The 25,566-nt window shown below is 68.3% G+C and carries 19 protein-coding genes and 1 pseudogene; 9 read left to right on the forward strand and 11 right to left on the reverse strand.

Annotated elements, in window-relative coordinates; all coding sequences use genetic code 11:
• Positions 1 to 91 precede the first annotated feature (91 nt).
• From QFZ53_RS04350 to QFZ53_RS04370, 5 genes are all read left to right on the forward strand, one after another.
• On the forward strand, positions 92 to 2,092 hold the full coding sequence (locus QFZ53_RS04350; protein WP_307293958.1) for a beta-galactosidase: 2,001 nt from the start codon (positions 92 to 94) through the stop codon (positions 2,090 to 2,092).
• Positions 2,093 to 2,125: 33 nt separating this feature from the next.
• The gene (locus QFZ53_RS04355; RefSeq protein WP_307293960.1) at positions 2,126 to 3,352 is read left to right on the forward strand and encodes a sugar ABC transporter substrate-binding protein; all 1,227 of its coding nucleotides are present in this window, start codon (positions 2,126 to 2,128) and stop codon (positions 3,350 to 3,352) included.
• A 130-nt stretch (positions 3,353 to 3,482) separates the two neighbouring features.
• Complete coding sequence (locus QFZ53_RS04360) at positions 3,483 to 5,087, forward strand: ABC transporter permease subunit (protein ID WP_307293963.1); 1,605 nt, start codon at positions 3,483 to 3,485, stop codon at positions 5,085 to 5,087.
• Positions 5,087 to 5,992, forward strand: coding sequence for a sugar ABC transporter permease (locus QFZ53_RS04365; protein WP_307293965.1), 906 nt, complete (start codon positions 5,087 to 5,089; stop codon positions 5,990 to 5,992). The genes QFZ53_RS04360 and QFZ53_RS04365 overlap by 1 nt, the downstream gene beginning before the upstream one ends.
• Before the next feature lie 100 nt (positions 5,993 to 6,092).
• Positions 6,093 to 8,405, forward strand: a complete 2,313-nt coding sequence (locus QFZ53_RS04370) for a glycosyl hydrolase 53 family protein (RefSeq protein ID WP_307293967.1) — start codon at positions 6,093 to 6,095, stop codon at positions 8,403 to 8,405.
• 129 nt (positions 8,406 to 8,534) lie between these two features.
• On the opposite strand, the gene QFZ53_RS04375 is transcribed toward QFZ53_RS04370, so the two are convergent.
• Positions 8,535 to 9,377: an alpha/beta fold hydrolase gene (locus QFZ53_RS04375; protein WP_307293969.1), complete on the reverse strand. Its 843-nt coding sequence runs from the start codon at positions 9,375 to 9,377 to the stop codon at positions 8,535 to 8,537.
• Between the two features lie 96 nt (positions 9,378 to 9,473).
• Between QFZ53_RS04375 and QFZ53_RS04380 the strand changes: the two genes are divergently transcribed.
• Positions 9,474 to 10,034 carry a TetR/AcrR family transcriptional regulator gene (locus QFZ53_RS04380; protein ID WP_307293970.1) on the forward strand — a complete coding sequence of 187 codons (561 nt, stop codon included), beginning with the start codon at positions 9,474 to 9,476 and terminating at the stop codon, positions 10,032 to 10,034.
• Between the two features lie 135 nt (positions 10,035 to 10,169).
• Here QFZ53_RS04380 and QFZ53_RS04385 read toward each other — a convergent pair whose 3' ends face one another.
• The 9 genes and pseudogenes from QFZ53_RS04385 to QFZ53_RS04425 all read right to left on the reverse strand — a co-directional run bounded on the left by QFZ53_RS04385 (position 10,170) and on the right by QFZ53_RS04425 (position 20,019).
• Positions 10,170 to 10,841: a response regulator gene (locus tag QFZ53_RS04385; protein ID WP_307293972.1), complete on the reverse strand. Its 672-nt coding sequence runs from the start codon at positions 10,839 to 10,841 to the stop codon at positions 10,170 to 10,172.
• The gene (locus QFZ53_RS04390) at positions 10,838 to 13,411 is read right to left on the reverse strand and encodes an ATP-binding protein (RefSeq protein WP_307293974.1); all 2,574 of its coding nucleotides are present in this window, start codon (positions 13,409 to 13,411) and stop codon (positions 10,838 to 10,840) included. Before QFZ53_RS04390 ends, QFZ53_RS04385 begins: the two co-directional genes overlap by 4 nt.
• Positions 13,408 to 14,010 (reverse strand): potassium-transporting ATPase subunit KdpC, encoded by a 603-nt coding sequence (gene kdpC / locus QFZ53_RS04395; protein ID WP_307293975.1) that lies wholly within the window; start codon positions 14,008 to 14,010, stop codon positions 13,408 to 13,410. The genes QFZ53_RS04390 and kdpC overlap by 4 nt, the downstream gene beginning before the upstream one ends.
• A gap of 39 nt (positions 14,011 to 14,049) precedes the next feature.
• Entirely contained in the window at positions 14,050 to 16,203 is a 2,154-nt protein-coding gene (kdpB, locus tag QFZ53_RS04400; protein WP_307293976.1) for a potassium-transporting ATPase subunit KdpB, read from the reverse strand.
• Between the two features lies 1 nt (position 16,204).
• Positions 16,205 to 17,885 (reverse strand): annotated as a pseudogene (gene kdpA, locus QFZ53_RS04405) (potassium-transporting ATPase subunit KdpA).
• Positions 17,885 to 17,971, reverse strand: a complete 87-nt coding sequence (locus QFZ53_RS04410; protein WP_292910737.1) for a potassium-transporting ATPase subunit F — start codon at positions 17,969 to 17,971, stop codon at positions 17,885 to 17,887. Before QFZ53_RS04410 ends, kdpA begins: the two are co-directional and overlap by 1 nt.
• A gap of 259 nt (positions 17,972 to 18,230) precedes the next feature.
• Positions 18,231 to 18,398 (reverse strand): hypothetical protein, encoded by a 168-nt coding sequence (locus tag QFZ53_RS04415; protein ID WP_292910673.1) that lies wholly within the window; start codon positions 18,396 to 18,398, stop codon positions 18,231 to 18,233.
• Between the two features lie 56 nt (positions 18,399 to 18,454).
• Complete coding sequence (locus tag QFZ53_RS04420; protein WP_307293979.1) at positions 18,455 to 19,054, reverse strand: FMN-binding negative transcriptional regulator; 600 nt, start codon at positions 19,052 to 19,054, stop codon at positions 18,455 to 18,457.
• Complete coding sequence (locus QFZ53_RS04425; protein ID WP_307293981.1) at positions 19,054 to 20,019, reverse strand: DMT family transporter; 966 nt, start codon at positions 20,017 to 20,019, stop codon at positions 19,054 to 19,056. The genes QFZ53_RS04420 and QFZ53_RS04425 overlap by 1 nt, the downstream gene beginning before the upstream one ends.
• Here QFZ53_RS04425 and QFZ53_RS04430 point away from each other — a divergent pair.
• The gene (locus tag QFZ53_RS04430) at positions 20,018 to 21,424 is read left to right on the forward strand and encodes an aminotransferase-like domain-containing protein (protein WP_307293983.1); all 1,407 of its coding nucleotides are present in this window, start codon (positions 20,018 to 20,020) and stop codon (positions 21,422 to 21,424) included. The genes QFZ53_RS04425 and QFZ53_RS04430 overlap by 2 nt on opposite strands.
• A 98-nt stretch (positions 21,425 to 21,522) precedes the next feature.
• Here the strand turns inward: QFZ53_RS04430 and QFZ53_RS04435 are convergent, their stop codons facing one another.
• On the reverse strand, positions 21,523 to 23,490 hold the full coding sequence (locus QFZ53_RS04435) for an APC family permease (RefSeq protein ID WP_307299356.1): 1,968 nt from the start codon (positions 23,488 to 23,490) through the stop codon (positions 21,523 to 21,525).
• Between the two features lie 229 nt (positions 23,491 to 23,719).
• Between QFZ53_RS04435 and QFZ53_RS04440 the strand changes: the two genes are divergently transcribed.
• A complete protein-coding gene (locus QFZ53_RS04440) occupies positions 23,720 to 24,856 on the forward strand; it encodes a VanZ family protein (protein ID WP_307293985.1) in 1,137 nt (378 codons plus the stop codon).
• Complete coding sequence (locus QFZ53_RS04445) at positions 24,853 to 25,557, forward strand: GTP pyrophosphokinase (RefSeq protein ID WP_307293988.1); 705 nt, start codon at positions 24,853 to 24,855, stop codon at positions 25,555 to 25,557. Before QFZ53_RS04440 ends, QFZ53_RS04445 begins: the two co-directional genes overlap by 4 nt.
• Positions 25,558 to 25,566: the final 9 nt, after the last annotated feature.

Consider the following 25,566-nt stretch of genomic DNA (forward strand, 5'->3'; position numbering starts at 1 on the left):
GGTCCCAGGGTGTGTCAGAAAGCCCTGTTAAGACCGGTCCCAGTGCGAATGCGGCGAGGGACTGCACGATTCGACCCGATGGAGTGACGAGATGACGAACGCCTGGCCCGACCTCGAGGGCATCGCCTACGGCGGCGACTACAACCCCGAGCAGTGGTCGCGCGAGACCTGGCGCGAGGACGTCGCGCTGATGCGCGAGGCCGGCGTGAACCTCGTCAGCGTCGGCATCTTCTCGTGGGCGCTCATCGAGGTCGCCGAGGGCGAGTTCGACTTCTCCTGGCTCGACGAGCTGCTCGACCTGCTGAACGAGAACGGCATCCACGTCGACCTCGGCACTCCGACCGCATCGCCGCCCGCCTGGTTCTTCGCCGCCTACCCCGAGTCGCGCGTCATCGACCGCGAGGGCCGTGTGATGGGCTTCGGTTCGCGTGGCATGGTCTCGCACTCCTCGCCCGCATACCGGGAGGCGATCGTGCGGATCGCGGATGCTCTCGCGACCCGCTATGCGTCGCACCCCGCCGTGGTTCTCTGGCACATCCACAACGAGTACGGCGTGCCCGTGGGCGAGGACTACTCTCCGGCATCCGTCGCCGCCTTCCGCGACTGGCTTCAGGAGAAGTACGCGACCCTCGATGCGCTCAATGCCGCCTGGGGCACGGCCTTCTGGGGGCAGCACTACACCGCGTGGGAGCACATCGACGCCCCCGCGATCGCACCGAGCGTCGTGAACCCGGCGCAGCGTCTCGACTTCGCGCGCTTCACCGATCACCAGCTGCGCGAGTGCTTCATCGCCGAGCGCGAGGCCATCCGCGCGCATGCTGCGCAGCCCATCACCACGAACTTCATGGCGAACCAGAGCTGGACCACCGATCTGTGGGCCTGGGGCCGCGAGGTCGACATCGTCTCCGATGATCACTACCTGTGGGCCGCCGACGAGGACGCGCACATCGGGCTCGCGATCGCCGCCGACCTCAGTCGCTCGGTCGGCGGGGGCAAGCCGTGGATCCTCATGGAGCACTCCACGTCGGCCGTGAACTGGCAGCCTCGCAACATCGCCAAGCGCCGCGGCGAGATGAAGCGCAACTCGCTCACCCACCTCGGCCGTGGCGCCGACGGCATCCTGTTCTTCCAGTGGCGGGCCGGGCGCTCGGGCGCCGAGAAGTTCCACTCCGCGATGCTGCCGCACGCCGGCCGCGACTCCCGGGTGTTCCGAGAGGTCACCGCGCTCGGCGCCGACCTCTCGGCCCTCGCCGAAGTACAGGGCTCGACGGTCGAGGCCGAGGTCGCCGTGCTGTGGGACTTCGAGTCGTTCTGGGCGCAGGATCTCGAGTGGCGGCCCTCTGAGGACGTCTCGCACGCCGCTCAAGTCCGGCGCTTCTACGAGCAGCTCTGGCGCGACGGCATCACGGTGGACTTCGCACTCCCCGGCCACGACCTCTCGAAGTACAAGCTCGTGGTCGCTCCTGCGCAGTATCTGCTCACTCAGGCGGATGCCGCCAATCTCACCGCCTACGTCGAGAACGGCGGCACCCTGCTCGTCTCGTTCTTCTCGGCGATCGTCGATGAGAACGACGCCGTGCACGCGGGCGGATTCGCGGCTCCCCTGCGCGATGCGCTCGGCCTGACGGTCGAGGAGTTCCTGCCGCTGCGTGAGGGGGAGAGCCACAGGCTCGACTGGGACGGCCACGACGACGTCGTCAGCGACGTCTGGCAGGAGGACATCGCGCTCGCCGGAGCCGAGGTCGTCGCGAACTTCGGCGGAGGTCCCGGAGAGCGCGGGCCCGCCATCACCCGCCACCGCCACGGGGCCGGCACCGGCTGGTACGTCGGCACGCGACTGGATGCCGCTGGCATGCGCGGGCTGTTCCGCGAGGTCTACGCCGGCGCCGGCCTCACTGCATCCGGACTCCCCGAGGGCCTCGAGGTCATCACCCGCAAGGGTGACGGTGCGGTCTACCGCATCGCCGTCAACCACGGGACGGATGCTGTCGCCCTCCCCGCCGTCGGCACCGAACTGCTCTCCGGGGCGGCGGTCGACGGATCGTTCACCATCGCGGCTGGCGGCGTCGCCGTCATCCGCTCCACCGACTGACCCACCCCTCACCCCCAACAGAGAAGGAAACGCATGCGCAAGCACATCGGAGTCGGCGCACTCGCACTGACGGCAGCCGTCGTCCTGGCGGGCTGCTCCGCAGGCACCACTGAGAACGACAAGTCCGACGAGTCGGGCAGTGGTGCCGAACTCGTCATCTGGACCGACGCGGAACGCGAAGGCGCGATCACCGACGCGGCGGAGGCCTTCGAGGAGGAGACCGGCGCCAAGGTCACCCTCGTGCAGAAGAACTTCGAAGACCTGCGCAACGACTTCATCGCCCAGGTGCCCACAGGTGAGGGCCCCGACATCACCGTCGGCGCGCACGACTGGCTGGGAGCCCTCGTCGCCGCCGGCGTGGTCGACACGATCGACCTCGGCGACAAGGCGAGCGAGTTCGAGCAGGTCGCCCTCGACGCCATGACCTACGACGGCCAGCTGTACGCACTGCCGTACTCGCTCGAGACCATCGCGCTCGTGCAGAACGTCGACCTCGTCGGCGCCGAGGCGCCTGCGACGTGGGACGACATGATCGCCAAGGGTCTGGCTGCCGGCACCGAGCGCCCGTTCGTCATCAACACCGCCGGTGAGACCGGAGACGGGTACACGATGTACGGCCTGCAGACGTCGTTCGGCGCGCCGGTCTTCGTGCAGGACGACAGCGGTTCGTACACGACCGAGGTCGGCATGGGCGGGGCTGCAGGCGAGGCGTTCGCGAGCTGGCTCGGTGCGAACGGCGCCAACGGCACCGGCTACATCTCGACCACGATCGACTACGACATCAACAACGAGCTGTTCGCCTCGGGCAAGGCGCCGTACACGATCCAGGGGCCGTGGGCGATCAGCTCCTTCGAGGGCGTGAACGTCGCGGTCAACCCGATTCCGTCCGCCGGTGGTGAGACTGCGGCGCCGTTCGTGGGCGTGCAGGGCTTCTACCTCTCGAGCAAGAGCAAGAACGCACTGCTCGCGCAGGAGTTCCTGACGAACTACCTCGGCACGGAAGACGCGCAGCGCGCCCTCTACGAGGCCGACCCTCGCATTCCCGCGTGGAAGACGCTCGCCGAAGACGTCTCCTCAGACCCGGTCACCGCCGGTTTCGTCGCCTCGGCCAAGAACGGCGTGCCTATGCCGTCGATCCCCGAGATGGGTTCGGTGTGGGATCTGTGGAACGCCGCCCAGGCCCAGATCATCAGCGGCGCGGACCCGGTGTCGACATGGAACACCATGGTGGCCGACCTCGAGAAGACGCTCCAGGGCTGAGCCGACCTCGCACACCCGGCCGCCCCGCCACGGAAAGAAGCGACCGAGACGAAACGCGCACGCGCACGCGTTTCGTCTCGCTCGCTCAACGACCGCCGTTCGCTCAACGATCGGAACAGACAGGACTGAGATGTCGACGACAGCACCACCGGCGAAGAAGCCGACTCGGGAATCCCACGCCCGCAGCATCCGCGGGCTGGGCGGCGGATTCCTCCTCAAGCTCGCCCTGATGGCACTCGTGAACGCCTTCGGCATCATGACCGTGATCTCGGCGTGGAGCGCTCAGTCGTGGATTGTTCTCGGCGTCGTGGTGCTGCTGATCGTCATCGCCGACTGGGTGTACTTCACCCGCAGGGCGCTGCCGCTGAAGTACCTCCTTCCGGGGCTGATCTTCCTGCTCGTCTTCCAGGTGTTCATCTTCGGATACACCGCCTACATCGCTTTCACGAACTACGGCACCGGCCACGTCGGCACGCAGGAGCAGGCGGTCGAAGCCGCTCTGATCCAGGGCGAGCGGCGCATCGACGACTCGCCGGACTACCCGCTGGCGGTGGTCGAACGCGGCGACGAGCTCGGCTTCGCGATCGTCGACGAAGACGGCGATGTGCGAGTCGGATCCGCCACGCAGCCCCTGGCTCCGGCATCCGGCGCCGAAGTCGGCACGACGGGCGCTCCCAGCGAGGTGCCGGGGTGGACCGTCATCCCGCGCGCGACCGTGCTCACCGACGCCGCTCTCGGCGAGGAGATCAAGCAGCTGCGGGTGCCGGTCTCGGACGATCCGAACGACGGTTCGATCCGCACGCGCGAGGGGTCGACGGGCGCGGTCTACGAGCCGACTCTTGTGTGGGATGCCGAGGCGCAGACCATCACCGATACGCAGACCGGCATGGTCTACACCGCGACCGACCTCGGCGCGTTCGTCGCCGAGGACGGTACGGCGCTACCCACCGGCTGGGCGGTCAACGTCGGCTTCGCGAACTTCCTGAAGCTGTTCACCGACTCTTCGCTCGCAGGAACCCTGCTGAGTGTGACGGTCTGGACGTTCGCCTTCGCGATCCTGTCAGTCGTGCTGAGCTTCGCCGCGGGGCTCGGGCTCGCGATCGTCTACAACGATCCTCGGGTCAAGGGACGCCGCATCCTCCGGGCTCTGTTCATCCTGCCGTACGCCTTCCCGGCGTTCATGGCTGCCCTGCTGTTCCGCGGCATGTTCAACGCCGAGTTCGGGGTCATCAACGATCTCCTCTTCTTCGGGGCGCACGTGAACTGGCTCGGCGACCCGTGGCTGACCCGCGCGGCGGTGATCCTCGTCAACGTGTGGCTCAGCTACCCGTACTGGTGCCTGGTGTGCACGGGCGCACTGCAGTCGCTCCCGGGCGAGACCCTCGAGGCGGCCGAGATCGACGGCGCGAACAAATGGCAGCGCTTCCGTTCGATCTCGCTGCCCCTGCTGCTCGTATCGACCGCGCCGCTGCTGATCTCGTCGTTCGCGGTCGCGTTCAACAATTTCACCGTGATCTACACCTTCAACAACGGCGGCCCCGCGATCCAGGGTGCGCCCTATGCGCTGGGCTCGACCGACATCCTCGTGTCGGCGATCTACGACGTGTCGGGTGTCTCGGGAGGTGCGGCCGACTACGGCCTCGCCAGCGCGCTGTCGATCATCGCCTTCATCGTCGTCGGAGTCATCTCAGCGCTGAGCTTCCGACAGACCCGCAAGCTCGAGGAGTACCAGTGATGAGTGAGACCAGAGCAGTCGTGACGGCATCCGCCCCCGATCGTTCGCGGGCCGGCGCGCGCCGCCGTCGCTGGTGGGCCGATGTCGGCTGGAAGTACATCCTCGCGGTGGCCGTGCTATTCTTCGCGGCCTTCCCGCTCGTCTACGTTCTTTCGGCGTCGCTGAACCCGAACGGCAGCCTCGCGGCGTCCAACACTCTCTTCGGCGCGCTGGACCCGGCGAACTACATCGCGCTGGGCGAATCGCGCTACTGGGTGTGGTTCGGCAACACGTTGCTGATCGGCGGGGTCACTGCGATCGGCTCCGTGCTCATGGGCGCCTGTGGCGCCTACGCGTTCTCGCGGTTCCGCTTCACCGGGCGGCGGGCGAGTCTCACGACCCTGCTCGTGCTGCAGATGTTCCCGCAGGCGCTCGCCTTCATCGCGATCTTCCTCATGCTGCAGACGATCGGCGAGGTGGTGCCCGCGCTCGGCATCAACTCGAAGATCGCGCTGATCTGCGTGTATCTCGGCGGAGCGCTCGGGGCGAACACCTTCCTGATGTACGGCTTCTTCAACACGATCCCGGTCGAGATCGACGAGTCGGCGAAGATCGACGGCGCCACGCACGCGCAGATCTTCTGGCGGCTGATCATGCCCCTGGTCGTGCCGATCCTCGCGGTCGTCGCGTTGCTCGCGTTCCTCGCGGCCTTCGGCGACTTCATCCTGTCGAAGATCATCCTCACCAGCGAGGACAACTGGACCCTCGCGGTCGGCATGTATCAGTGGGTGTCGAACCAGCTCACGTCACGCTGGGGGCTCTTCGCGGCAGGCGTGGTCGTCGCCGCGATTCCCGTGCTCGCGCTGTTCTTCTTGCTGCAGAAGTACATCGTCGGCGGCCTCACCCAGGGCTCCGTCAAGGGTTGATCACTCTCTTTCGAATCGCGCAGATGACTTGCTCCTCAACGTGGGGCGGGTCAGTTGCGCGATTCGAAAGGGGATTCGTTCTGAAACAAGAAAGGCTGTCATGCACCGTCGCACACGCCCCATCCTGACCACAGCCCTCGCTGCAGCTCTCGCGCTGATCGCCGCGGCTCCGGCATCCGCCTTCGCCGTGCCGGCCGCAGCATCCGACCCTGTCGCCGCGACGATCACCGTGCCCCGAGTCAAGAACCTGCCCGACGACTTCATCGGCGGAGTCGACGTCTCCTCGGTGCTGTCCCTCGAAGCGTCGGGCGTCGTCTTCCGCCACGCCGACGGAACGCCGGACGACCTGTTCGCGATCCTCGCCGGGTCGGGTGTCACCGATGTGCGCGTACGCGTCTGGAACAACCCGTTCGACGCGAACGGCAACGGATACGGGGGCGGCGATGTCGATGTCTCTCGCGCGATCGAGATCGCGAAGAGGGCGACGGATGCCGGGCTCGGCGTTCTCGTCGACTTCCAGTACTCCGACTTCTGGGCCGACCCCGCGAAGCAGCAGGCACCCAAGGCCTGGGCCGGTCTGACCGCCGACGAGACGGCCGCGATCGCAGGCGAGTTCACACGCGACGCCGTGCATCGGCTCGTGGAGGCAGGCGTCGACCTGAAGATGGTGCAGATCGGCAACGAGACCAACAACGGCATCGCCGGAGTCACCGGGTGGGAGGACATGGCGAAGGTCTTCTCCGCGGGATCCGCCGCGGTGCGCGCCGAGTCGCCGGGAACCCTCGTGGCGGTTCACTTCACGAACCCCGAGCGGGCCGGCTTCTACGCGGACGTCGCCGCGCAGCTGAACACCCGCGGTGTGGACTACGACGTGTTCGCCTCGTCGTACTACCCGTTCTGGCACGGCACGCCCGCGAACCTCACGAACGTGCTCTCGCAGATCGCGGAGACCTATGGCAAGAAGGTGATGGTCGCCGAGACCTCGTGGGCCTACACGCTGGAGGATGGCGACGGGCATGGCAACGTGATCGACCTGCCGGGCGAGGCGACGCAGTACCCGGTCAGCGTGCAGGGGCAGGCCAGCGCTGTGCGCGACGTCGTGCAGGCGGTGGCGGACGTGGGGGATGCGGGTATAGGCGTGTTCTACTGGGAGCCGGCCTGGCTGCCGGTCGGTGCCCCGACCCAGATCGAGCAGAACAAGCTGCTGTGGGAGCGCGATGGTTCCGGCTGGGCATCGAGTTTCGCGGGCGAGTACGACCCGGACGACGCCGGACGGTGGTTCGGTGGCTCGGCGTGGGACAACCAGGCGTTGTTCTCCTTTGACGGCACCGCCTCAGCCGCGCTGAACATCTTCCGCTACGTGCACACCGGCGCGATCGCTCCCCGCGAGGTCGAGGCGGTTCAGCCGGTCACGCTGCAGCTCGTCGAGGGTGATGCGGTGAAGCTGCCCTCCGAGGTCACGGTGAGCTACACCGACGGAACTTCCGAGCAGCAGGTGGTCACCTGGTCGGAGGCCGCGCAGTACATCGATGGCATCGGGGTGTACTCGGTGCCGGGAATCACGAGCGCTGGGCTCACGGCATCCGCCAGCGTCACGATCACCGCGCGCAACTTCCTGCAGAACCCCGGATTCGAGTCCGCTGACACGAGCTTCTGGTCCGGCGTCGGCACCGGTCTGACGCTGCGCGCGTGGGACGATCCGCGCAGCGGCTCGAACTCCGCGCACTTCTATGCGGCGTCCGCGTTCTCGTTCTCGCTGTCGCAGACCGTGACCGGCCTGCCAGCCGGGTCATATGCGGCCCGAGGCGCACTGCAGGGCGACGGCGAGGGTACGGGTGGTGCGGTGACTCTGGCGCTCTCCGGCGGCGATCCGGTCGCGTTCGCTCTCGATGGATGGCGGGCCTGGTCGATGCCGACGACCGCTCCCATCGAGGTCGATGCAGGAGAGTCGCTCACGTTGACCGTGACGGCCGCGTTGCCAGGCGGGGCGTGGGGAACGCTGGACGACTTCGAGCTGGTGCGGGTGGCGGATGCCGGTGTCGACACCGCCGCCCTGCGGATGTTGCGCGATCAGGCGGCCGCGGTCGATCAGTCGCTGTACGCGCCCGCGTCTCTCGGCGGTCTCGCTCCCGCGATCGCCAGGGCCGACATCGTGCTGCAGGCGGCGGCCCCCGCAGCGGATGCCGTTGACGGCGCCCTGTCGCAGCTGACCGACGCGCTCGACTCGCTCGTGCTGCTGACCGCTTCGGTGATCGAGCCCGCCGTCGCGACCGGGGGTGGGGCCACGGAGGCCGGATCCGCCGGGCTCCTCGCCACGACGGGCGCCCAGGGAGCACCGGTCGCGATGCTCGCAGCACTGCTCTGCGCGCTCGGTGCCGCCCTCGTCGCTCTCCGTCGCCCCGCCGAGCGGTAGCGGCCGGGAGCCGCCCTACGGCATCCGCTCTACCTGAGAACAGGTCAACCGCACGAGATCAGGACGGAATCCGCAGATTCATCCTGATCTCGCGCGGTTGACCTGTTCTCGCGACGTGATGTCAGCGTGTCAGCGGGCGAGGAACCCCGTCAGCGCGGCGTTGACCTCGTCGGCGTGCGTCCAGAGGAGACCGTGCGGCGCGCCCTCGACCTCGACGTACTCGGCATCCGGAACCGCCTGGTGGAACCGGCGGGCGGTCGCGTCGATCGGCAGGATGTTGTCCTTCGTGCCGTGCAGGATGAGGGTCGGCTTGCCGGCGGCGCGCACGGCCTCGACGTCGCCGCGGAAGTCTTCGATCCAGGAGGGGACGACGGCGTAGGCGGCGACCGGCGCGCTGGTGACCGAGAGGTTCCAGTTCGCGGCGACGACCTCCGGGCTGATGCGCGTTCCGAGGTTCTCGTCGAGGTTGTAGAAGTCCTTGTAGAACTGCGTGAACCAGGCGTAGCGATCGCCCTTCGCGGCTGCTTCGATGCCGTCGAAGACCTCCTGGGGCACCCCCTCGGGGTTGTCGTCGCGCTGCACGAGGAACGGCTCGAGCGACGCGAGGAACGCGAGCTTCGCAACCCGGTCGTGGCCGTAGCGGGCGACGTAGCGGGCGAGCTCGCCCGTGCCCATCGAGAATCCGACGAGCACGACGTCGCGCAGGTCGAGCGTCTCGAGCACCGTGTTCAGGTCGGCGGCGAAGGTGTCGTAGTCGTATCCGCCGTTCACCTTCGAGGACTGGCCGAACCCGCGGCGGTCGTACGTGATGACGCGATAACCCTGGGCGAGCAGCTCGCGGGTCTGGCGCTCCCAGCTGTGGCCGTTGAGCGGGTAGCCGTGGATCAGCACGACGGGCTGGCCGGCGCCCTGGTCTTCGTAGTACAGCTCGATGGCGGTGCTGTTCTCGTTTCCGACGGTGATGTAACCCATGATCCCGATCCTCTCGATTCGGCGAGAACGATCGTTCTCGCTGCGATGGATCCCAATCTAGAGAACGATCGTTCTCATGTCAAGTACACTGATGACATGACCGAGGAAGATGCACGGGAGCGGGTGCTCGCCGCCGCCGAGGAGCTCTACTACCGCAAGGGTTTCGCGGCCGTGGGCATGGATGAGCTGCGGACGGCCGCCGGCGTGTCGCTGCGCAGGCTGTACGCCCTGTTCCCCGCGAAGAACGACATCGTGGCCGCCGTGCTGCAGCGCAGGCACCAGCAGTGGGAGTCTGCACTGTCGGCAGCGGTGGCGGATGCCGGAGCCGATCCCCGCGACCGGCTGCTGGCCGTGTACCGCTACCTCGAGGACTGGTTCTGCGCCGGCGACTTCCGCGGCTGCGCCTTCATCAACGCGTTCGGCGAGCTCGGCGGCACGAACCCCGAGGTCGCGGCGATCGTGCGCGAGCACAAGGCGTCTTTCCAGAAGTACATGGCGGTCCTCGTCGCCGAGATCGGAGCGCCGGCGTCGCTCGCCGCGCAGCTCTCGATCCTCGCGGAGGGAGCGCAGAGCACAGCAGCCATCTCCGCCGACCCGCAGGTCGCGGTGCAGGCGCGCAGCGCCGCCGAGGTGCTCATCGACGCTGCGATGGCGTAGCCGAGGCATCCGCTCGCGGCATCCGCCCCGCTCCCTCTCAGCGCGAGAACAGGTCAACCGCGCCAGGTCAGGACGATTCGGCGGGTTCCCTCCTGCTCTCGCGTGGTTGACCTATCGCGAGGAGGGCGGAACGGCTCAGAGGACGAGCCGGTAACCCATCCCCGACTCGGTGAGCAGGTGAACCGGTTCGCTCGGCGACTGTTCGAGCTTCTTCCGCAGCTGCGACATGTACAGCCGCAGGTAACCCGAGTCCGACACCTGCTCGCTGCCCCAGATCTCCTTCAGCAGGTCCTGCCGGGTGACCAGGGCGCCGGGATGCCGTGAGAGATGCTCGAGCATGCGCCACTCCGTCGGAGTCAGATGAACCCGTGATCCGCCGCGCGTCACGGTCTTCGCGGCCAGATCGACGAGCACGTCGCCGAAGGCGACGGTCGACTCTCCTCCCACCGGCACGGAACGACGCGACAGGGCGCGGAGGCGTGCGAGCAGCTCGTCGACCTGGAAGGGCTTCGTGACGAAGTCGTCGGCGCCGGCATCCAGCGCTTCGACCTTGTCTGCCGACCCCGTGCGACCGGAGACCACGATGATCGGCACGGTGGTCCATCCGCGCAGGGCCTGGATCACCTCGATGCCGTCGAGTCGGGGCATTCCGAGGTCGAGCATGATGATGTCGGGATGGGTCTGCGCGGCTGTCGCGATGGCCGCCGCGCCATCCGGCGCGACCACGACGTCGTAGCCGTGCGCCGACAGGGTGATGCGCAGGGCGCGCACCATCTGAGGATCGTCGTCGGCGATCAGGAGCTTCATTCCGCCTCCGGCTCGGTGGACCCTGTGGCAAGGGGCAGGGATATGACCATCGTGAGTCCGCCGCCAGGCGTGTCCTCGGGTGTCAGGCTACCGCCCATGCCGACGGTGAACCCGCGCGACAGAGCCAGCCCCAGTCCCAGACCGGTCGTGTTGTCGGTGTCGCCGTACCGCTGGAAGGGCTGGAACATCTCGTCGTGCCGCTCCACAGGAACGCCTTCGCCTCGGTCGATGATCCTGATCTCCGCGTGGTCGCCGAGCGCGCTCGTCGAGATGATCACGCGCGATCCTTCAGGCGCGTGCCGGTGGGCGTTGGCCAGCACGTTCACGATCACCCGCTGCAGCAGGACCGGGTCGGCGTGGACGGAGGGCAGATCGGGATCGAACACGAGATCGACGTCCGCCGGGCCGAGACCCAGCTCGTCGACGGCTGCGAGGATCGTGCCCGCGGCATCCATCCGCACGGCCGACACCGCGAGCACGCCGGCCTGCACGCGACTGACGTCGAGCAGATCCGTGACCAGGGTCGACAGGGTGGCCAGGCTCTCGTCGGCGGTCGCGAGGAGTTCGTCGCGGTCGGATGCCGACAGCCCGTGCGCGGCGCGCAGCCCGCCGATCGCCGCGACGGCCGAGGCCAGAGGGCGACGCAGGTCGTGACTGACAGCCGAGAGGAGGGCGCTGCGCACCTGATCGGTCTCGGCCAGCGCTTCGGCTTCGAGCGCCGTCGCGCGCAGATCGGTGTGCTCCAGCGCGGCGGAGAGCTGCGCGACGATCGCGTCGAGCAGGCGGCGTTCCGGGCCGTCGAGAGGTTCGCCGTTCAGCTCGAGCAGGGCGCGGGGAGCGCCGGTGAGCGAGACGCCGACCGGCACAGTGGTGGCGCGCCCGTCGGCGACGGGTTCGCCGTCGCTCGCGAGCAGCTCTCCTTCCGGCGACAGCAGGCGAACGCCGCTGAGGCCGAACGCCTCGCGCGTGCGACTGACCAGGGCCAGCACGGCGTTGTCGCCTCGCAGAACGTTGCCGGCCACCGCGGCCAGCAGCTCGGCCTCCGCCGCCGCTCTCTGCGCTGTGCGGGCCCTGCGGGCCGCCTGGTCGACGATGAGGCTCACGAGGATCGCGATGACGACGTAGAGCGCGAGCGCGAGGGCGTGCAGCGGGTGAGCCACGGTGATCGTGAACAGCGGAGCGACGAAGAGGAAATCCAGCGTGATGCCCGAGAGCACCGCGGCGAACACGGCAGGGCGCAGTCCGCCGACCAGCGACACGACGACCACGAGCAGCTGGTACGCGAGCACCTCTGCGGTGATGGACTCCGGACTGCGGTATGTGAACATCAGCCACGACAGGAGCGGCCCGAAGATCAGCGCGGTCGCGAACCCGAGGACTTCGCGCCGCCATCCGAGCGCGCCCCCCTTGAGGCGGGGCAGGACGACGCGTCCGCCTGCGGCCGCGTGCGTCACGATGTGCACGTCGATGTCGCCAGAGCGTCGGATGATCTCCGAGCCGATGCCGGGACCGGTGAGGGCGGCGGTGAGGCGGCTGCGGCGGCTCACTCCGATCACGAGCTGGGTGGCGTCTGCCCCCTGCGCGAATTCGACCAGGGTGCCCGGGATGTCGTCGCCGATGATCTGGTGGAAACTGCCGCCGAGCGACTCTACGAGCGATCGCTGAGCCGCGAGGGCTCCCGGTGTCTCATCGCGCAGACCGTCCTGCGCGCTGACGTGCACGGCGAGCAGTTCGCCGCCCGCCGATCGGGCGGCGATCCGCGCTCCGCGGCGCAGCAGCGTCTCGCCCTCCGGACCGCCGGTGAGCGCGACGACCACGCGCTCGCGCGCCTGCCAGGTTCCTTCGATGCCCTGTTCCGCCCGGTAGGTGCGCAGGGCGCTGTCGACCTCGTCGGCGAGCCAGAGCAGGGCGAGCTCGCGGAGGGCGGTGAGGTTTCCCAGACGGAAGTAGTTCGACAGCGCCGCGTCGATGCGCTCGGCCGGGTACACGAGACCCGCGGAGAGGCGGTCTCTGAGCGACTGCGGAGCGAGATCGACCACCTCGATCTCGTCGGCGCCTCTGACCACGGCATCCGGCAGCGTCTCCTGCTGTGCGATGCCGGTGATCTTCTCGACGACGGCGTGCAGCGACTCGATGTGCTGCACGTTCACGGTCGTGATGACGTCGATGCCCGCCTCGAGGAGCTCGTCGACGTCCTGCCAGCGCTTCGGATGCCGTGAGCCGGGGATGTTGGTGTGGGCGAGCTCGTCGACGAGGGCGATCTCGGGCGATCGCTCGAGCACGGCGTCCGGGTCGAGCTCGCTCAACTCGACGCCCCTGTGCACGGAGAGGCGTCGAGGGACCTCGGGAATGCCGATCGTCTCAGCCAGGGTCGCGGCGCGGCCGTGCGTCTCGACGACGGCGATCACGACGTCGCGGCCCTCCTGCAGCAGTCGGCGGCCCTCTGCGAGCATCTCGAAGGTCTTGCCGACTCCCGGCGCCGCCCCGAGCAGCACACGCAGGCGCCCGCGGCGCCTGGGTCCCTGAGCCGATCGAAGGGTCTGCTCCTGGCCCGTCCGCTCTGGGGTCATTCGCCCTCCCGGTCATCGAGTGCGAGGTTGAGCTCGGCGACGTTGATGCGCTCCTCGCCGAGGAATCCCAGATCCCGCCCTTGAATCCTAGACTCCACCAGGTCGCGCACCTCCTGCTCCGGCAGGCCTCGGGCCTCGGCGACGCGCGGCACCTGCAGCAGCGCGTAGGCGACGCTGATGTGCGGGTCGAGGCCGGAGGCGGATGCCGTCACGGCATCGGCAGGCACCTGCGAGGGGTCGACGCCCTCTCGCTCGGCGATGGCCGTCTTGCGCTCCTGGATCGCGGTGATGAGGTCAGGGTTCTCGGGACCCAGGTTGCTGCCGCCCGAGCTCGTACCGTCGTAGCCGTCTCCGGCCGCCGACGGGCGGGACTGGAAGTACTGCGGCAACGCGTTCCCGTCGGCATCCGTGAACGACTGCCCGATAAGAGAGCTTCCCTTCTCGTCGGCCAGAGGCGATCCGTTCGCCTGCCACGGCAGCAGCAGCTGGCCGATGCCGGTGACGAGCAGCGTGTAGCCGACCCCCAGGACGAGCGTGAGCACGAGCATCGCGCGGATCGCGACACCCGTGGTGCGAAGTGTGGTGCGGGTGGAGGACATCGTGATTCTTCTTTCTGGGTCGCTGAGCTCGTCGAAGCGTCAGAAGCCCGGGATGAGGGTGACGACGAGATCGATGATCTTGATGCCGATGAACGGCGCGATCACTCCGCCGAGACCGTAGATCAGCAGGTTGCGCTGCAATATCTGCGACGCGCTCGCCGGCCGGTACGTCACGCCGCGGAGGGCGAGCGGGATGAGGAACACGATCACGATGGCGTTGAACACGATCGCGCTGGTCACGGCCGAGGCCGGCGAGTGCAGCTGCATGACGTTGAGGACCGCGAGTCCGGGGAAGACGCCCATGAACATCGCCGGAATGATGGCGAAGTACTTCGCGATGTCGTTCGCGAGCGAGAAGGTCGTGAGCGCTCCTCGAGTGATGAGCAGCTGCTTGCCGATGCGCACGATGTCGATGAGCTTGGTCGGATCCGAGTCGAGGTCGACCATGTTGCCGGCCTCCTTCGCGGCCGACGTGCCCGTGTTCATCGCGACGCCGACGTCCGCCTGTGCGAGCGCCGGAGCATCGTTGGTGCCGTCGCCGGTCATGGCGACGAGGCGTCCGCCCTCCTGCTCCTTGCGGATGAGTTCGAGCTTGTCCTCGGGCGTGGCCTCGGCGAGGAAATCGTCGACGCCCGCCTCCTTCGCGATGGCCGCCGCGGTGAGCGGGTTGTCTCCGGTGATCATGACCGTGCGGATTCCCATGCTGCGCAGTTCGTCGAAGCGCTCGCGGAGTCCGTCCTTCACGATGTCCTTCAGATGCACGACGCCGAGGATGCGGCCGGCGCCGTCGGCGTCCTTGATCGCGACCACGAGGGGCGTGCCGCCGCTGCGGGCGACCGCGTCCGTGCGGGTGGTGAGTTCGGCATCCGAGGGTCCGAGCGCGAGCCACGCGCTCACGGCGGAGCCCGCTCCCTTGCGGATCTGCGAGCCGTCGGCGAGGTCGAGCCCCGACATGCGCGTCTGCGCCGTGAACGGCACGACCACGGCATCCGCCGGTTCCGCGACGCGGATGCCGGCCGAAGCCGCCAGCTCGACGATCGATGCGCCCTCGGGTGTGGGGTCGGCGAGAGAGGAGAGCGCCGCGATGCGCAGCAGCTCGTCGCCGTCGACACCCGGCAGAGGCAGCACTTCGTGCGCACGGCGGTTGCCGTAGGTGATGGTGCCGGTCTTGTCGAGCAGCAGGGTCGTGACGTCTCCGGCGGCCTCGACCGCGCGCCCCGACATCGCCAGCACGTTTCGCTGCACCAGGCGGTCCATGCCCGCGATGCCGATCGCCGAGAGCAGGGCGCCGATCGTGGTCGGGATGAGGCAGACCAGCAGGGCGATCAGCACCGGGATGCTGACGGGCGACGCCGCGTACGAGGCGATCGGGTTGAGCGCCAGCACGACCACGACGAACACGATCGACAGGCTCGCGAGCAGGATGTTCAGGGCGATCTCGTTGGGCGTGCGCTGGCGGCTGGCGCCCTCGACGAGCGCGATCATGCGGTCGACGAAGGTCTCGCCCGGCTTCGACGTGATGCGCACCACGATGCGGTCCGAGAGCACGCGCGTGCCGCCGGTGACGGCGCTGCGGTCGCCCCCCGATTCGCGGATGACGGGGGCGCTCTCACCGGTGATGGCCGACTCGTCCACGGTCGCGATGCCGGCGACGATGTCTCCGTCGCCGGGGATGAGCTCTCCGGCCGTGACGATGACGACGTCGTCGCGCTGCAGCCCGGCAGACGACACGTCGACGGTCTCGGCGCGCTCGGCCGCGGCATCCGCCGTCTGGTCGTAGCCGACCACCTTGCGGGCCATCGTGCTCGTGCGGGTCTTGCGCAGGCTGGCGGCCTGTGCCTTGCCGCGTCCCTCCGCGATCGATTCCGCGACGTTCGCGAAAAGCACGGTGAACCACAGCCAGATGGCGATGCCCCACGTGAAGATCGGCGGGACAGCCGTGCCGCCGGACTCGGCGGGGCCGCCGAGGAACGGCTCGGCGATCGCCAGCGCGGTCGTGAACGCCGCGCCGACCCAGACGAGCAGCATCACGGGATTGCGGACGAGGGTCGCGGGGTTCAGCTTGCGCAGAGCGCCCGGCATCGCCTCCACGAGCTGCGACCAGCCGAAGGAACGCGGCGACGGAGACACCGAGGACCCTTCGACGGGCTCGGGGACCGAGGGGTCAGAAGTGCGAGTGGTCGTGATGGTCATGTCAGAAGAGTCCTTCGGCGAGCGGGCCCAGGGTGAGCACCGGGAAGTAGGTGAGCGCGGTGACGACGACCGTCACGGCGATGAGGAGGCCGACGAACTGCGGACGGTGGGTGGGCAGGGTGCCCGAGGTCTGCGGTACGTGCTGCTGCGCGGCGAACGAACCGGCCAGAGCCAGCACGAGCACGATCGGCAGGAACCGGCCGAGCAGCATCGCGATGCCCAGTGCGGTGTTGAACCATGGGGTGTTCGCGGTGAGTCCGGCGAACGCCGAGCCGTTGTTGTTCGCGGCCGAAGTGAAGGCGTAGAGCACCTCGCTCATGCCGTGCACACCGGGGTTCAGGATGCTGGTCGACTCCACGTCCTCGCGCACGCCGGGGATCGCGAAGCTCAGAGCCGTGCCGGTCAGCACCAGGATCGGGGTGACCAGGATGTACAGGCTGGCGAGCTTGATCTCCCCTGGGGCCGATCCGCTTGCCGAGGTACTCCGGGGTGCGGCCGACGAGCAGGCCGCCGACGAACACGGCGATGATGGCGAGCACGAGCATTCCGTACAATCCGGAGCCGACCCCGCCTGGTGCGACCTCGCCCAGCATCATGTTGAGCATCGGCATCATGCCGCCGAGAGCCGTGTACGAGTCGTGCATCGAATTGACGGCGCCGGTCGACGTGAGGGTGCTCGAGGTTGCGAACAAGGTGGATCCGAGGATGCCGAACCGCTGCTCCTTGCCCTCCATGGCGCCGCCCGCGAGCTGTGGCGCCGTGCCCCGGCCGGCCAGCTCCAGTGCCGAGAGAGCGAGGAGCGAGACGAGGAAGATCGTGCCCATGACGGCGACGATCGCGTAGCCCTGGCGATCGTCGCCGACGAGCCGGCCGAAGGTGCGGGGAAGGGCGAACGGGATGGCGAGGATGAGCAGGATCTGCAGCAGATTCGTCCATCCGGTCGGGTTCTCGAACGGGTGCGCGGAGTTCGCGTTGAAGAAGCCGCCGCCGTTCGTTCCGAGGAGCTTGATCGCCTCCTGCGAGGCGACGGGGCCGCCCGGGATCGACTGGGTGCCGCCCGCCACGGTGGTGATGTCGGTGAAGCCGGCGAAGTTCTGAATGACGCCGCCGGCGATCAGGGCGATAGCGCTGAGCACGGCGATCGGCAGCAGGATGCGGCCGAGCCCGCGGATCAGGTCGACCCAGAAGTTGCCGAGCGTCGTCGATCCGCGGCGCGCGAAGCCGCGGATGAGGGCGACGGCCACGGCGAGACCGACCGCTGCGGAGACGAAGTTCTGCACGGTGAGGCCGGCGAGCTGCACGATGTAGCCCATGGTCTGCTCGGGCGAGTACGACTGCCAGTTCGTGTTCGCCACGAACGAGGCGGCGGTGTTGAACGCCAGGCCCTCCGGGACCGCGGGCAGGCCGAGCGACTCGGGCAGGAAAGCCTGCAGGCGCTGCAGGCCGTAGACGAGCAGGAGCCCGACGACCGAGAACGCGAGGATGCTGCGGGCGTAGGCGCGTGAAGTCTGCTCGGATGCGGGGTCGACCCCGATGACGCGGTAGAGGGCGCGTTCGGCGCGCAGGTCCTTGGGCGTGCTGAACACGTGCGCCATGTAGTCGCCGAGCGGTCGGTACACGAGCACGAGGACGACGATCACGGCGACCGCCTGCAGGACGCCGAACCAGATCTCGGCGCCCATCAGAACTTCTCCGGGGCGACGAGGGCGACGACGAGGTAGACGACGGCCGCCACGGCGAGAGCTGCGGCGGCGATCTCGAAGACCATCAAAGCCGTTCCACCCCCTTGGCCACGAAGGAGACCAGGGCGAAGAGCGCGAGAGTCAGCGCGATGTAGATGATGTCGAGCACGGAGTCGATCAAACTCCGGTCATCACCGTCCGATGGTGATCCTCACGGTTCCCCTACGGCGGGGACCGCGACACATGCGCGATGCTCACGGACGCGGACCGAGGAGGCGTTCTCGTACGGATCCGCACCGGACCGGTGCGGATCCGATCGCGAGGCCGCTGCGTCCGGCCTACGGTTCACACATGCCGCAGTGCCTTCGGCGTGAAGTAGGTCACCTCGCCGTCCGCGTCTTCGACACCGAAGATGAACTGCCCCGAGGGCGTGGCGGCGATGTCGATGATCACCCCGCGGGTGCGGGTGGTCTGGACTTCGTCGCCGGGCCTGAACGTCTCCTTCTTCACCATGGCCAGAACGTACACCCTCGAAGAGGCCTCCTGAAGCGTGGCGGTGGGGGCGCGCCTCATCCCTCTACGCGGCGCATCTCCTCGGCCAGCGGCGCGTTGGTCTGCGCGAACCGGTGCGTGATCGCCTCGCGCACCTCGGGCGTCTTGTTCTGGCTGAGCTTCGCTCTGGCGTCGAAGCGGGCGATGCGGATGCGCAGGCCGATCGTCCCCTTCGCGGCGCGACGGGTGCCCTCCTCGTCTTCTGCGAGGCTGCGCCCGTGCTCCTGATGCGCTTCGAAGTGGTCGGTGAGTCGCGAGAGCATGGCGTAGTTCTCCTGCTCGTCGAGTATCTCGGGGGTGCCGTACAGGTGAGCCGTGACGTGGTTCCAGGTCGGCACGAGATCGCCGGGCGCGTACAGCGACGGCGAGACGTAGTCGTGCGGGCCCTGGACGATCACGAGGACCTCATGAGCGCCGAGTTCGTGCAGCTGCTCGTCGGGTCTGCCGAAGTGGCTCACGATGACGATGCCGTCGTCGTCCTCCTCGAGCAACACCGGATAGTGCGAGGCGACGAGCCCCGTGCTCGCGGGGGACACGAACGTCGCCCAGGGGTTCTGCCGGATGAGGCGCTTGACCTCGTCGGCGTCGGTCATCAGGTAACGGGGCGTGTGTCGCATCAGGGCTCCTCGGGGGTGCGGATGGGGGTCGTGGTCTTCGGGGCGGTGGTCGTGCGGGTCAGGCGAGTGCGTACGGCGAGGGCCGCGAAGGCGATCACGGCGAGGCCGCCGAGAACGGTCGGGACCCCGATCTGCTCGTGCAGCAGGAGGCTGGCCCAGAGGATCGTGATCACCGGCTGCACGAGCTGGACCTGACTGACCTGGGCCATCGGGCCGATGGCGAGTCCTCGATACCAGGCGAAGAAGCCGAGGAACATGCTGACCACGGCGAGGTAGCCGAAGGCCAGCCACTCGACGGGCGACGCCGCGGGCGGCTCGATCGACACCGACACCAGGGTCAGCGCGAGCATGACGGGGGCCGCGACGACAAGTGCCCACGAGACGGTCTGCCATGCTCCGAGCTCGCGTGCGAGCAGTCCTCCCTCGGCATAGCCGGCGGCTGCGGCGAGCACGGCGCAGAACAGCAGCAGATCTGACCAGTGCAGCGTGGCGAGGCCGCCGTTCTGCAGCGCCGCGAACATGATCGCCGCGGCGGCTCCGAGACCAGCGAACACCCAGAACGATGCCGCGGGCCTCTCCCTCGTGCGCAGGACGACCGCGACGGCGGTCGCTGCGGGGAGCAGCCCGATCACGACCGCGCTGTGCCCGGCGGGCGCCGTGGTCAGTGCGAAGGAGGTGAGCAGGGGGAAGCCGGCGACGACACCGGCGGCGACGACCGCCAGGCGGACCCACTGCGCGCGGGAGGGCGGATGCTGGCGGGTCGCCGTGAGGGCGATTGTCGCGAGTGCCGCGGCGATGACCGCGCGCCCGGCGCCGATGAAGAGAGGCGAGAGTCCGCTGACCGCGATACGGGTGAACGGAACCGTGAACGAGAATGCGACGATGCCCAGCAGGCCCCACCAGAGCCCCGCACGAGGGGATAGCGCTTTCGATCCTTCGAGGATAACGCTACTCTGTTCTTTCATGAGTCAGGATAGCACTGAGCGGATCATCGCGGGACTGCGCGGGTGGATCGCATCCGCTCCTGCCGGAGCCCGCGTGCCCTCGAATCGCGCGCTGACCGCTGAGTACGGCGCGAGTCCGGTCACCGTGCAGAAGGCCATGCGCCGACTCGTCGCCTTGGGCCTCATCGAGTCCCGCCCCGGAGTCGGCACGTTCGTCCGCGCCGTGCGCGTGGCCGGCCCCGTCGACTACGGATGGCAGACCGGGGCGCTGGGGGCGCCGCCGACCCGCACCTCGGTGCTCTCCTCGACTCAGCGCACCGTGGCGCCCGACGCCATCGGACTGCACTCCGGCTATCCCGCCGTCGAGATGCTGCCCGAGCGGCTCGTGCGGCAGGCGCTCGCTCGCGCCGCCCGCACGGAGATCGCGTTGACCAGGGCGCCGGCGGCGGGGATGCCGGAGCTGCAGGCCTGGTTCGCCGCCGAGCTCGGTGCGTCATCCCCTGCCGGCGTGGTTCCCGCGAGCGCGAGGGACGCCCTGATCATCTCCGGAAGTCAGAGCGGGCTGAGCTCGATCTTCCGCGCCGTCGTCGGGCAGGGGCGTCCGCTGCTCATCGAGTCGCCGACCTACTGGGGTGCGATGCTGGCCGCGGAGCAAGCGGGGGTCGTGCTCGTGCCGATCCCCTCGGGCTCGCGAGGCCCCGACCCCGACGATGTCGAGCGCGCCTTCGCGCAGACCGGAGCCCGCGCGTTCTACGCGCAGCCGACCTTCGCGAACCCGACTGGGGCGCAGTGGCCCGCATCCACCTCGCACGCCGTACTCGAGACCGTGCGCCGCCACGGCGCCTTCCTGATCGAGGACGACTGGGCGCACGATCTCGGGATCGACGGAGAACCGCATCCGATCGCCGCCGTCGACGACGACGGGCACGTGGTGTATCTGCGCTCGCTGACCAAGAGCGTGTCGCCGGCGCTGCGGGTCGCCGCGGTGATCGCCAGGGGTCCGGCCCGTGAGCGGATCCTCGCCGATCGCGCCGCGGAGTCGATGTACGTGAGCGGCCTGCTGCAGGCGGCTGCGCTCGACGTGGTGACCCAACCAGGGTGGCGAACGCATCTGCGCGGATTCCGCGAGCAACTGCGATCTCGCCGCGACCTCATGGTGTCGTGCCTGGCGCGGAGCGCCCCGCTCACGACGCTCGAGACCATGCCGGCCGGCGGCCTGAACCTGTGGGTGCGCCTCCCCGAGGGGGTCGACGTCGTGCAGGTGGTCCGGGACTGCGAACTGAGAGGGCTGATCGTCGCGCCGGGTTCGGAGTGGTTCCCTGCGGAGCCGTCTGGCCCGTACCTGCGACTCAACTACGCGAGCGCCGATCCGTCGCGCTTCGCCGAGGCCGCAGGCATCCTGGGCAGCGTGCTGGAAGCATCCTGACCGCCGCTCCGCAACCCGGCCCCCGGCCTTCGTGCGGCACCTGGTGTCGCTTTCGGCCGCGTATTCCGGCGCGGGGAGGTCACGCCCGCCGGCGCGGTTCAGTCCTCGGTCGGCGGGCCCTCGGGACGGTGCGCGCGGCGTCCGTTCACGACGACGGGGCGCCCGGCGCGCTCCTGACCGGGCAGCGGGCGCGAGCGGCGGCCGTAGATGAGCTCCGACGAATCGAGCAGCCACGGCACGAGCGTGATCGACACTCCGTGCACGAGCATGAGCTGGTTCGCCATCCGGCGGGCGCGACGGTTGTGCAGGAAGGTCTCCCACCAGTGTCCGACGATGTACTGCGGCAGGTAGACGGTGACGACCGACGAACCGTGCTTCTCGCGGTACTGCTTGATGAACTGCGCCACCGGCTGCGCGAAGGACCGGTATGGCGATTCGATGATCACCAAGGGGATCGGCATCAGATGATCGGCCCATTCCTTCTGCAGGTCCTCGGCTTCCTCGGCTGAGACGCCGACATGCACTGCCAAGGTCTTTCCGTGCTTCGCCGCGACGGCGTATTCGACAGCCTTCACGACCGGCTTCTGCAGCCGGTTCACGAGCACCAGGGCGATGTCGCCCTTCGCGCCGAAGTGCGTGGTGTCGTCGATTGCGATCTCGTGCTCGACATCGCGGTAGTACCGCTTCACACCCATCATCAGGAACGCAAGGACCGGGATCGCGAAGAACACGAGATAGGCCCCGTGCGTGAACTTCGTGATCGTCACGATCAGCAGCACCAGCACAGTGAAGACCGCGCCGATGGCGTTGATGATCAGACCCACCTTGGCCGAACGGCGGTCGGATGCCGAGGCGCCGTCGATCCCGGCATCCGCGCTGTTCTCGGCGGGCCCGCGAAGAACTCGCCTCCAGTGCCTGACCATGCCGATCTGGCCGAGCGAGAACGACACGAAGACGCCGATGATGTAGAGCTGGATGAGTGTTGTCAGTTTGGCCTGGAACACGACCAGCACGATGATCGCGGCGATGCCCAGCGCGATCATCCCGTTGGAGAACACGAGACGATCTCCGCGCGTGTTGAGCGACTTCGGCGCGTAGCCGTCGCGGGCGAGCACCGAGCCGAGCAGCGGAAAGCCGTTGAAGGCCGTGTTCGCAGCGAGCAACAGCACGCAGGCGGTTGCTGCCTGCACGATGAAGAACAGGATGCTGCCGCCGCCGAAGGTCGCGGCGGCCACCTGGGCCATGAGGCTCGGTTGCGGGTTCGTGCAGTCGAAGCCGACGAGATCGCAGGGGTTCTCGGCGTAGTGCACCCCGGTGATGAGGGCGAGCGCAGTGAGGCCGGCGAACAGGCAGATCGCTATCGAGCCCATCAGCACGAGGGTCGATTGGGCGTTACGGATCTTCGGGGTGCGGAACGCGGGCACGCCGTTCGAGACGGCTTCGACGCCGGTGAGGGCGGAGCATCCGCTGGAGAAGGCACGCAGCACGAGAAGGATGACGGCGGCCTGTCCGAGATCTTCAGCGTGCACGGCGAACTCGGCGCTCGAGGCGACCGGCGCGTCGCCGAGGAACGTCCGGATGAGGCCGGTCACGATCATGAACCCGACCGAACCGATGAAGACGTAGGTCGGGATGGCGAAGACGAGGGAGGCCTCGCGCACGCCGCGGAGGTTCACGATGATGATGAGGATCACGAAGCCCACCGCGAGCTCGACCCGGAACGGATCGAGTCCTGGTACTGCGGAGATGATGTTGTCCACGCCGGAGGCGACTGACACTGCGACCGTGAGGACGTAGTCGACGAGGAGCGCAGCGGCCACGATGACGCCAGGTATCTCGCCGAGATTCTTGAAGGCGACCTCATAGTCGCCGCCACCGGACGGATACGCCTTGATGAGCTGTCGATAGCTGAGCACCACCACGATGAGCAGCACGACCACCGCGACCGCGACCATGGGGGTGAAGGACAGGAAGGTGAGCCCGCCGATCAGGAGGATCATCACCAGCTCCTGCGGTGCGTACGCCACCGAGCTCAGCGCGTCCGAGGCGAAGATGGGCAGCGCCATCTTCTTCGGGAGCAATTGATCCTCGACCTGCTCGCTGGTCAGCGGGTCGCCGATGAGGATGCGCTTGGCGATCTGCGGTGCGTCGGGACTGTCCCCGTATTGGTCTGACACGAGCCGCGAGCCTACGCCCGCGGGAGCGCTCCTCACAACATCCTCACGGAATCCCTACACTCGCCTCGCACCGCCCTAACGGAATCCTTACGGCCGCGAAGGAATAAACTGGGATCCCGTGGGGGAACAGGTCATTCTGGCGTTCATCGCGATCGCGATCGGCATCGGTGCCGGCATCCTGCTGTTCGTCCCGTTCGTCGCCGTCAGCTATCGCCGTCGTGGCGGGCTGAGCCTCGGCCGAGCTCTGCTGTGGTTCGCCGCCCTCGTGTACTTCTGGGCGATCTGGACGTACACGCTCCTGCCGCTGCCCGATCCCGACAGCATCCGCTGCGTGGGCGTGATCACCGATCCGACCGAGATCGTCCGCGATCTGCAGAAGGCGTTCTCCGAGTCGGGGAACCCGCTCCGCCACCCCGCGCTCCTGCAGCTCGTCTTCAACGTCCTGCTGTTCGTGCCGCTCGGCGTGTTCCTGCGGGTGCTCGGCGCCCGCGGAATCGTCACGGCGCTCGTGGTGGGCTTCGGCCTCTCGCTCCTGATCGAGACCACTCAGCTCACCGGCGTGTGGGGTCTGTATCCCTGCGCCTATCGCTTCTTCGACGTCGGCGACCTCATGACCAACACGACCGGCGCCGTGCTGGGGTCGATCTTCGGCCTCGTCGTTCCGCGCGCGAAGCGCGGTATGGCCGCGCGGACGGATGCCGACGAGCCGCGACCCGTCACCAGGGGACGGCGTGCTGTCGCGATGGTTTGCGACGCTCTGGCCTACGGTTTCGTGATGTACGGCGCGGGCATCGTCACGCAGCTGTGGTTCGAGTACGTCGTGCGCGAGCGTGAGATCGTCCTCGACGGGCGGCTCGCCGAGGTGGTCGGCATCGCGACGGCATCCGGCCTGTGGCTGCTGGTCGTGCTTCTCACCGGTCGCTCGGTAGGCGATATCGCGGTGCAGCTGCGCTACGCCGGGGCGCGGATGCCGGTTCCCGTCGTGCGCGTGCTGCGCTGGGCCGCCGGCATCGGGGGAATCGGCGCCCTGCCGCTGCTCGGCGAGGTGTTCGACGGGATCCTCCTCGTTGCTGATCCTGGCGTCGGTCGTGCTGCTGTTCACGACCAGGCTCGGACGAGGCCTGCCCGGACTCGTCACGGGTCAGGAGCTGGTCGACGCCAGAGCGGATGCTGCGGCGGGGCGCCGCGTCTGAGCATCGTCCATCGGAGATGCACAGGCGATTCAGATCGTGAATCGATAGCGTCGAAGTCATGAGCACGGTGTCGGTCGATGAGAACGCGATCAGCGAGGCGAAGGAGCTCCGCGATCGGTTCCAGCGATTCCTGCACGAGTACGAGTTCGGCATGCGCGAGGTCGAGACGAAGATCTCGATCCTGAAGGACGAATTCACTCACCACCACGCGTACAACCCGATCGAGCACGTGAAGAGTCGGGTGAAGTCGCCGGACAGCATCGTCGAGAAGATCGCTCGCAAGGGCATCGAAGATCCCGACTTCGATCGCATCCGCGAGGAGATCACCGACATCGCGGGCGTCCGCGTGACCTGCAGCTTCACCGCCGACGTGTACCGGCTGTTCGATCTGCTCACCGCGCAGGATGACATCACCGTGCGGGTCGTGAAGGACTACATCAAGAACCCGAAGCCCAACGGCTACAAGAGCCTGCACGCGATCCTCGAGGTGCCGGTGTTCCTGTCGACCGGAGCGCTCTCGGTGCCGGTCGAGGTGCAGTTCCGCACGATCGCGATGGACTTCTGGGCGAGTCTCGAGCACAAGATCTACTACAAGTTCGCCAATCAGGTGCCGGCGCACCTCGTCGACAGTCTGACGGATGCGGCCGAGGCCGCCGCCGAGCTCGACCTGCGCATGGAGCGATTGCACCGCGAGGCGCACGGGGTTCCGCAGCGCGAGCTCGCGCCCCCGCCCCCGCCCCCTCCGCACATCATCGGGGTGTAGGCGGCGGTC

It is taken from the genome of Microbacterium natoriense (assembly GCF_030816295.1).
GTDB lineage: Bacteria > Actinomycetota > Actinomycetes > Actinomycetales > Microbacteriaceae > Microbacterium > Microbacterium natoriense_A.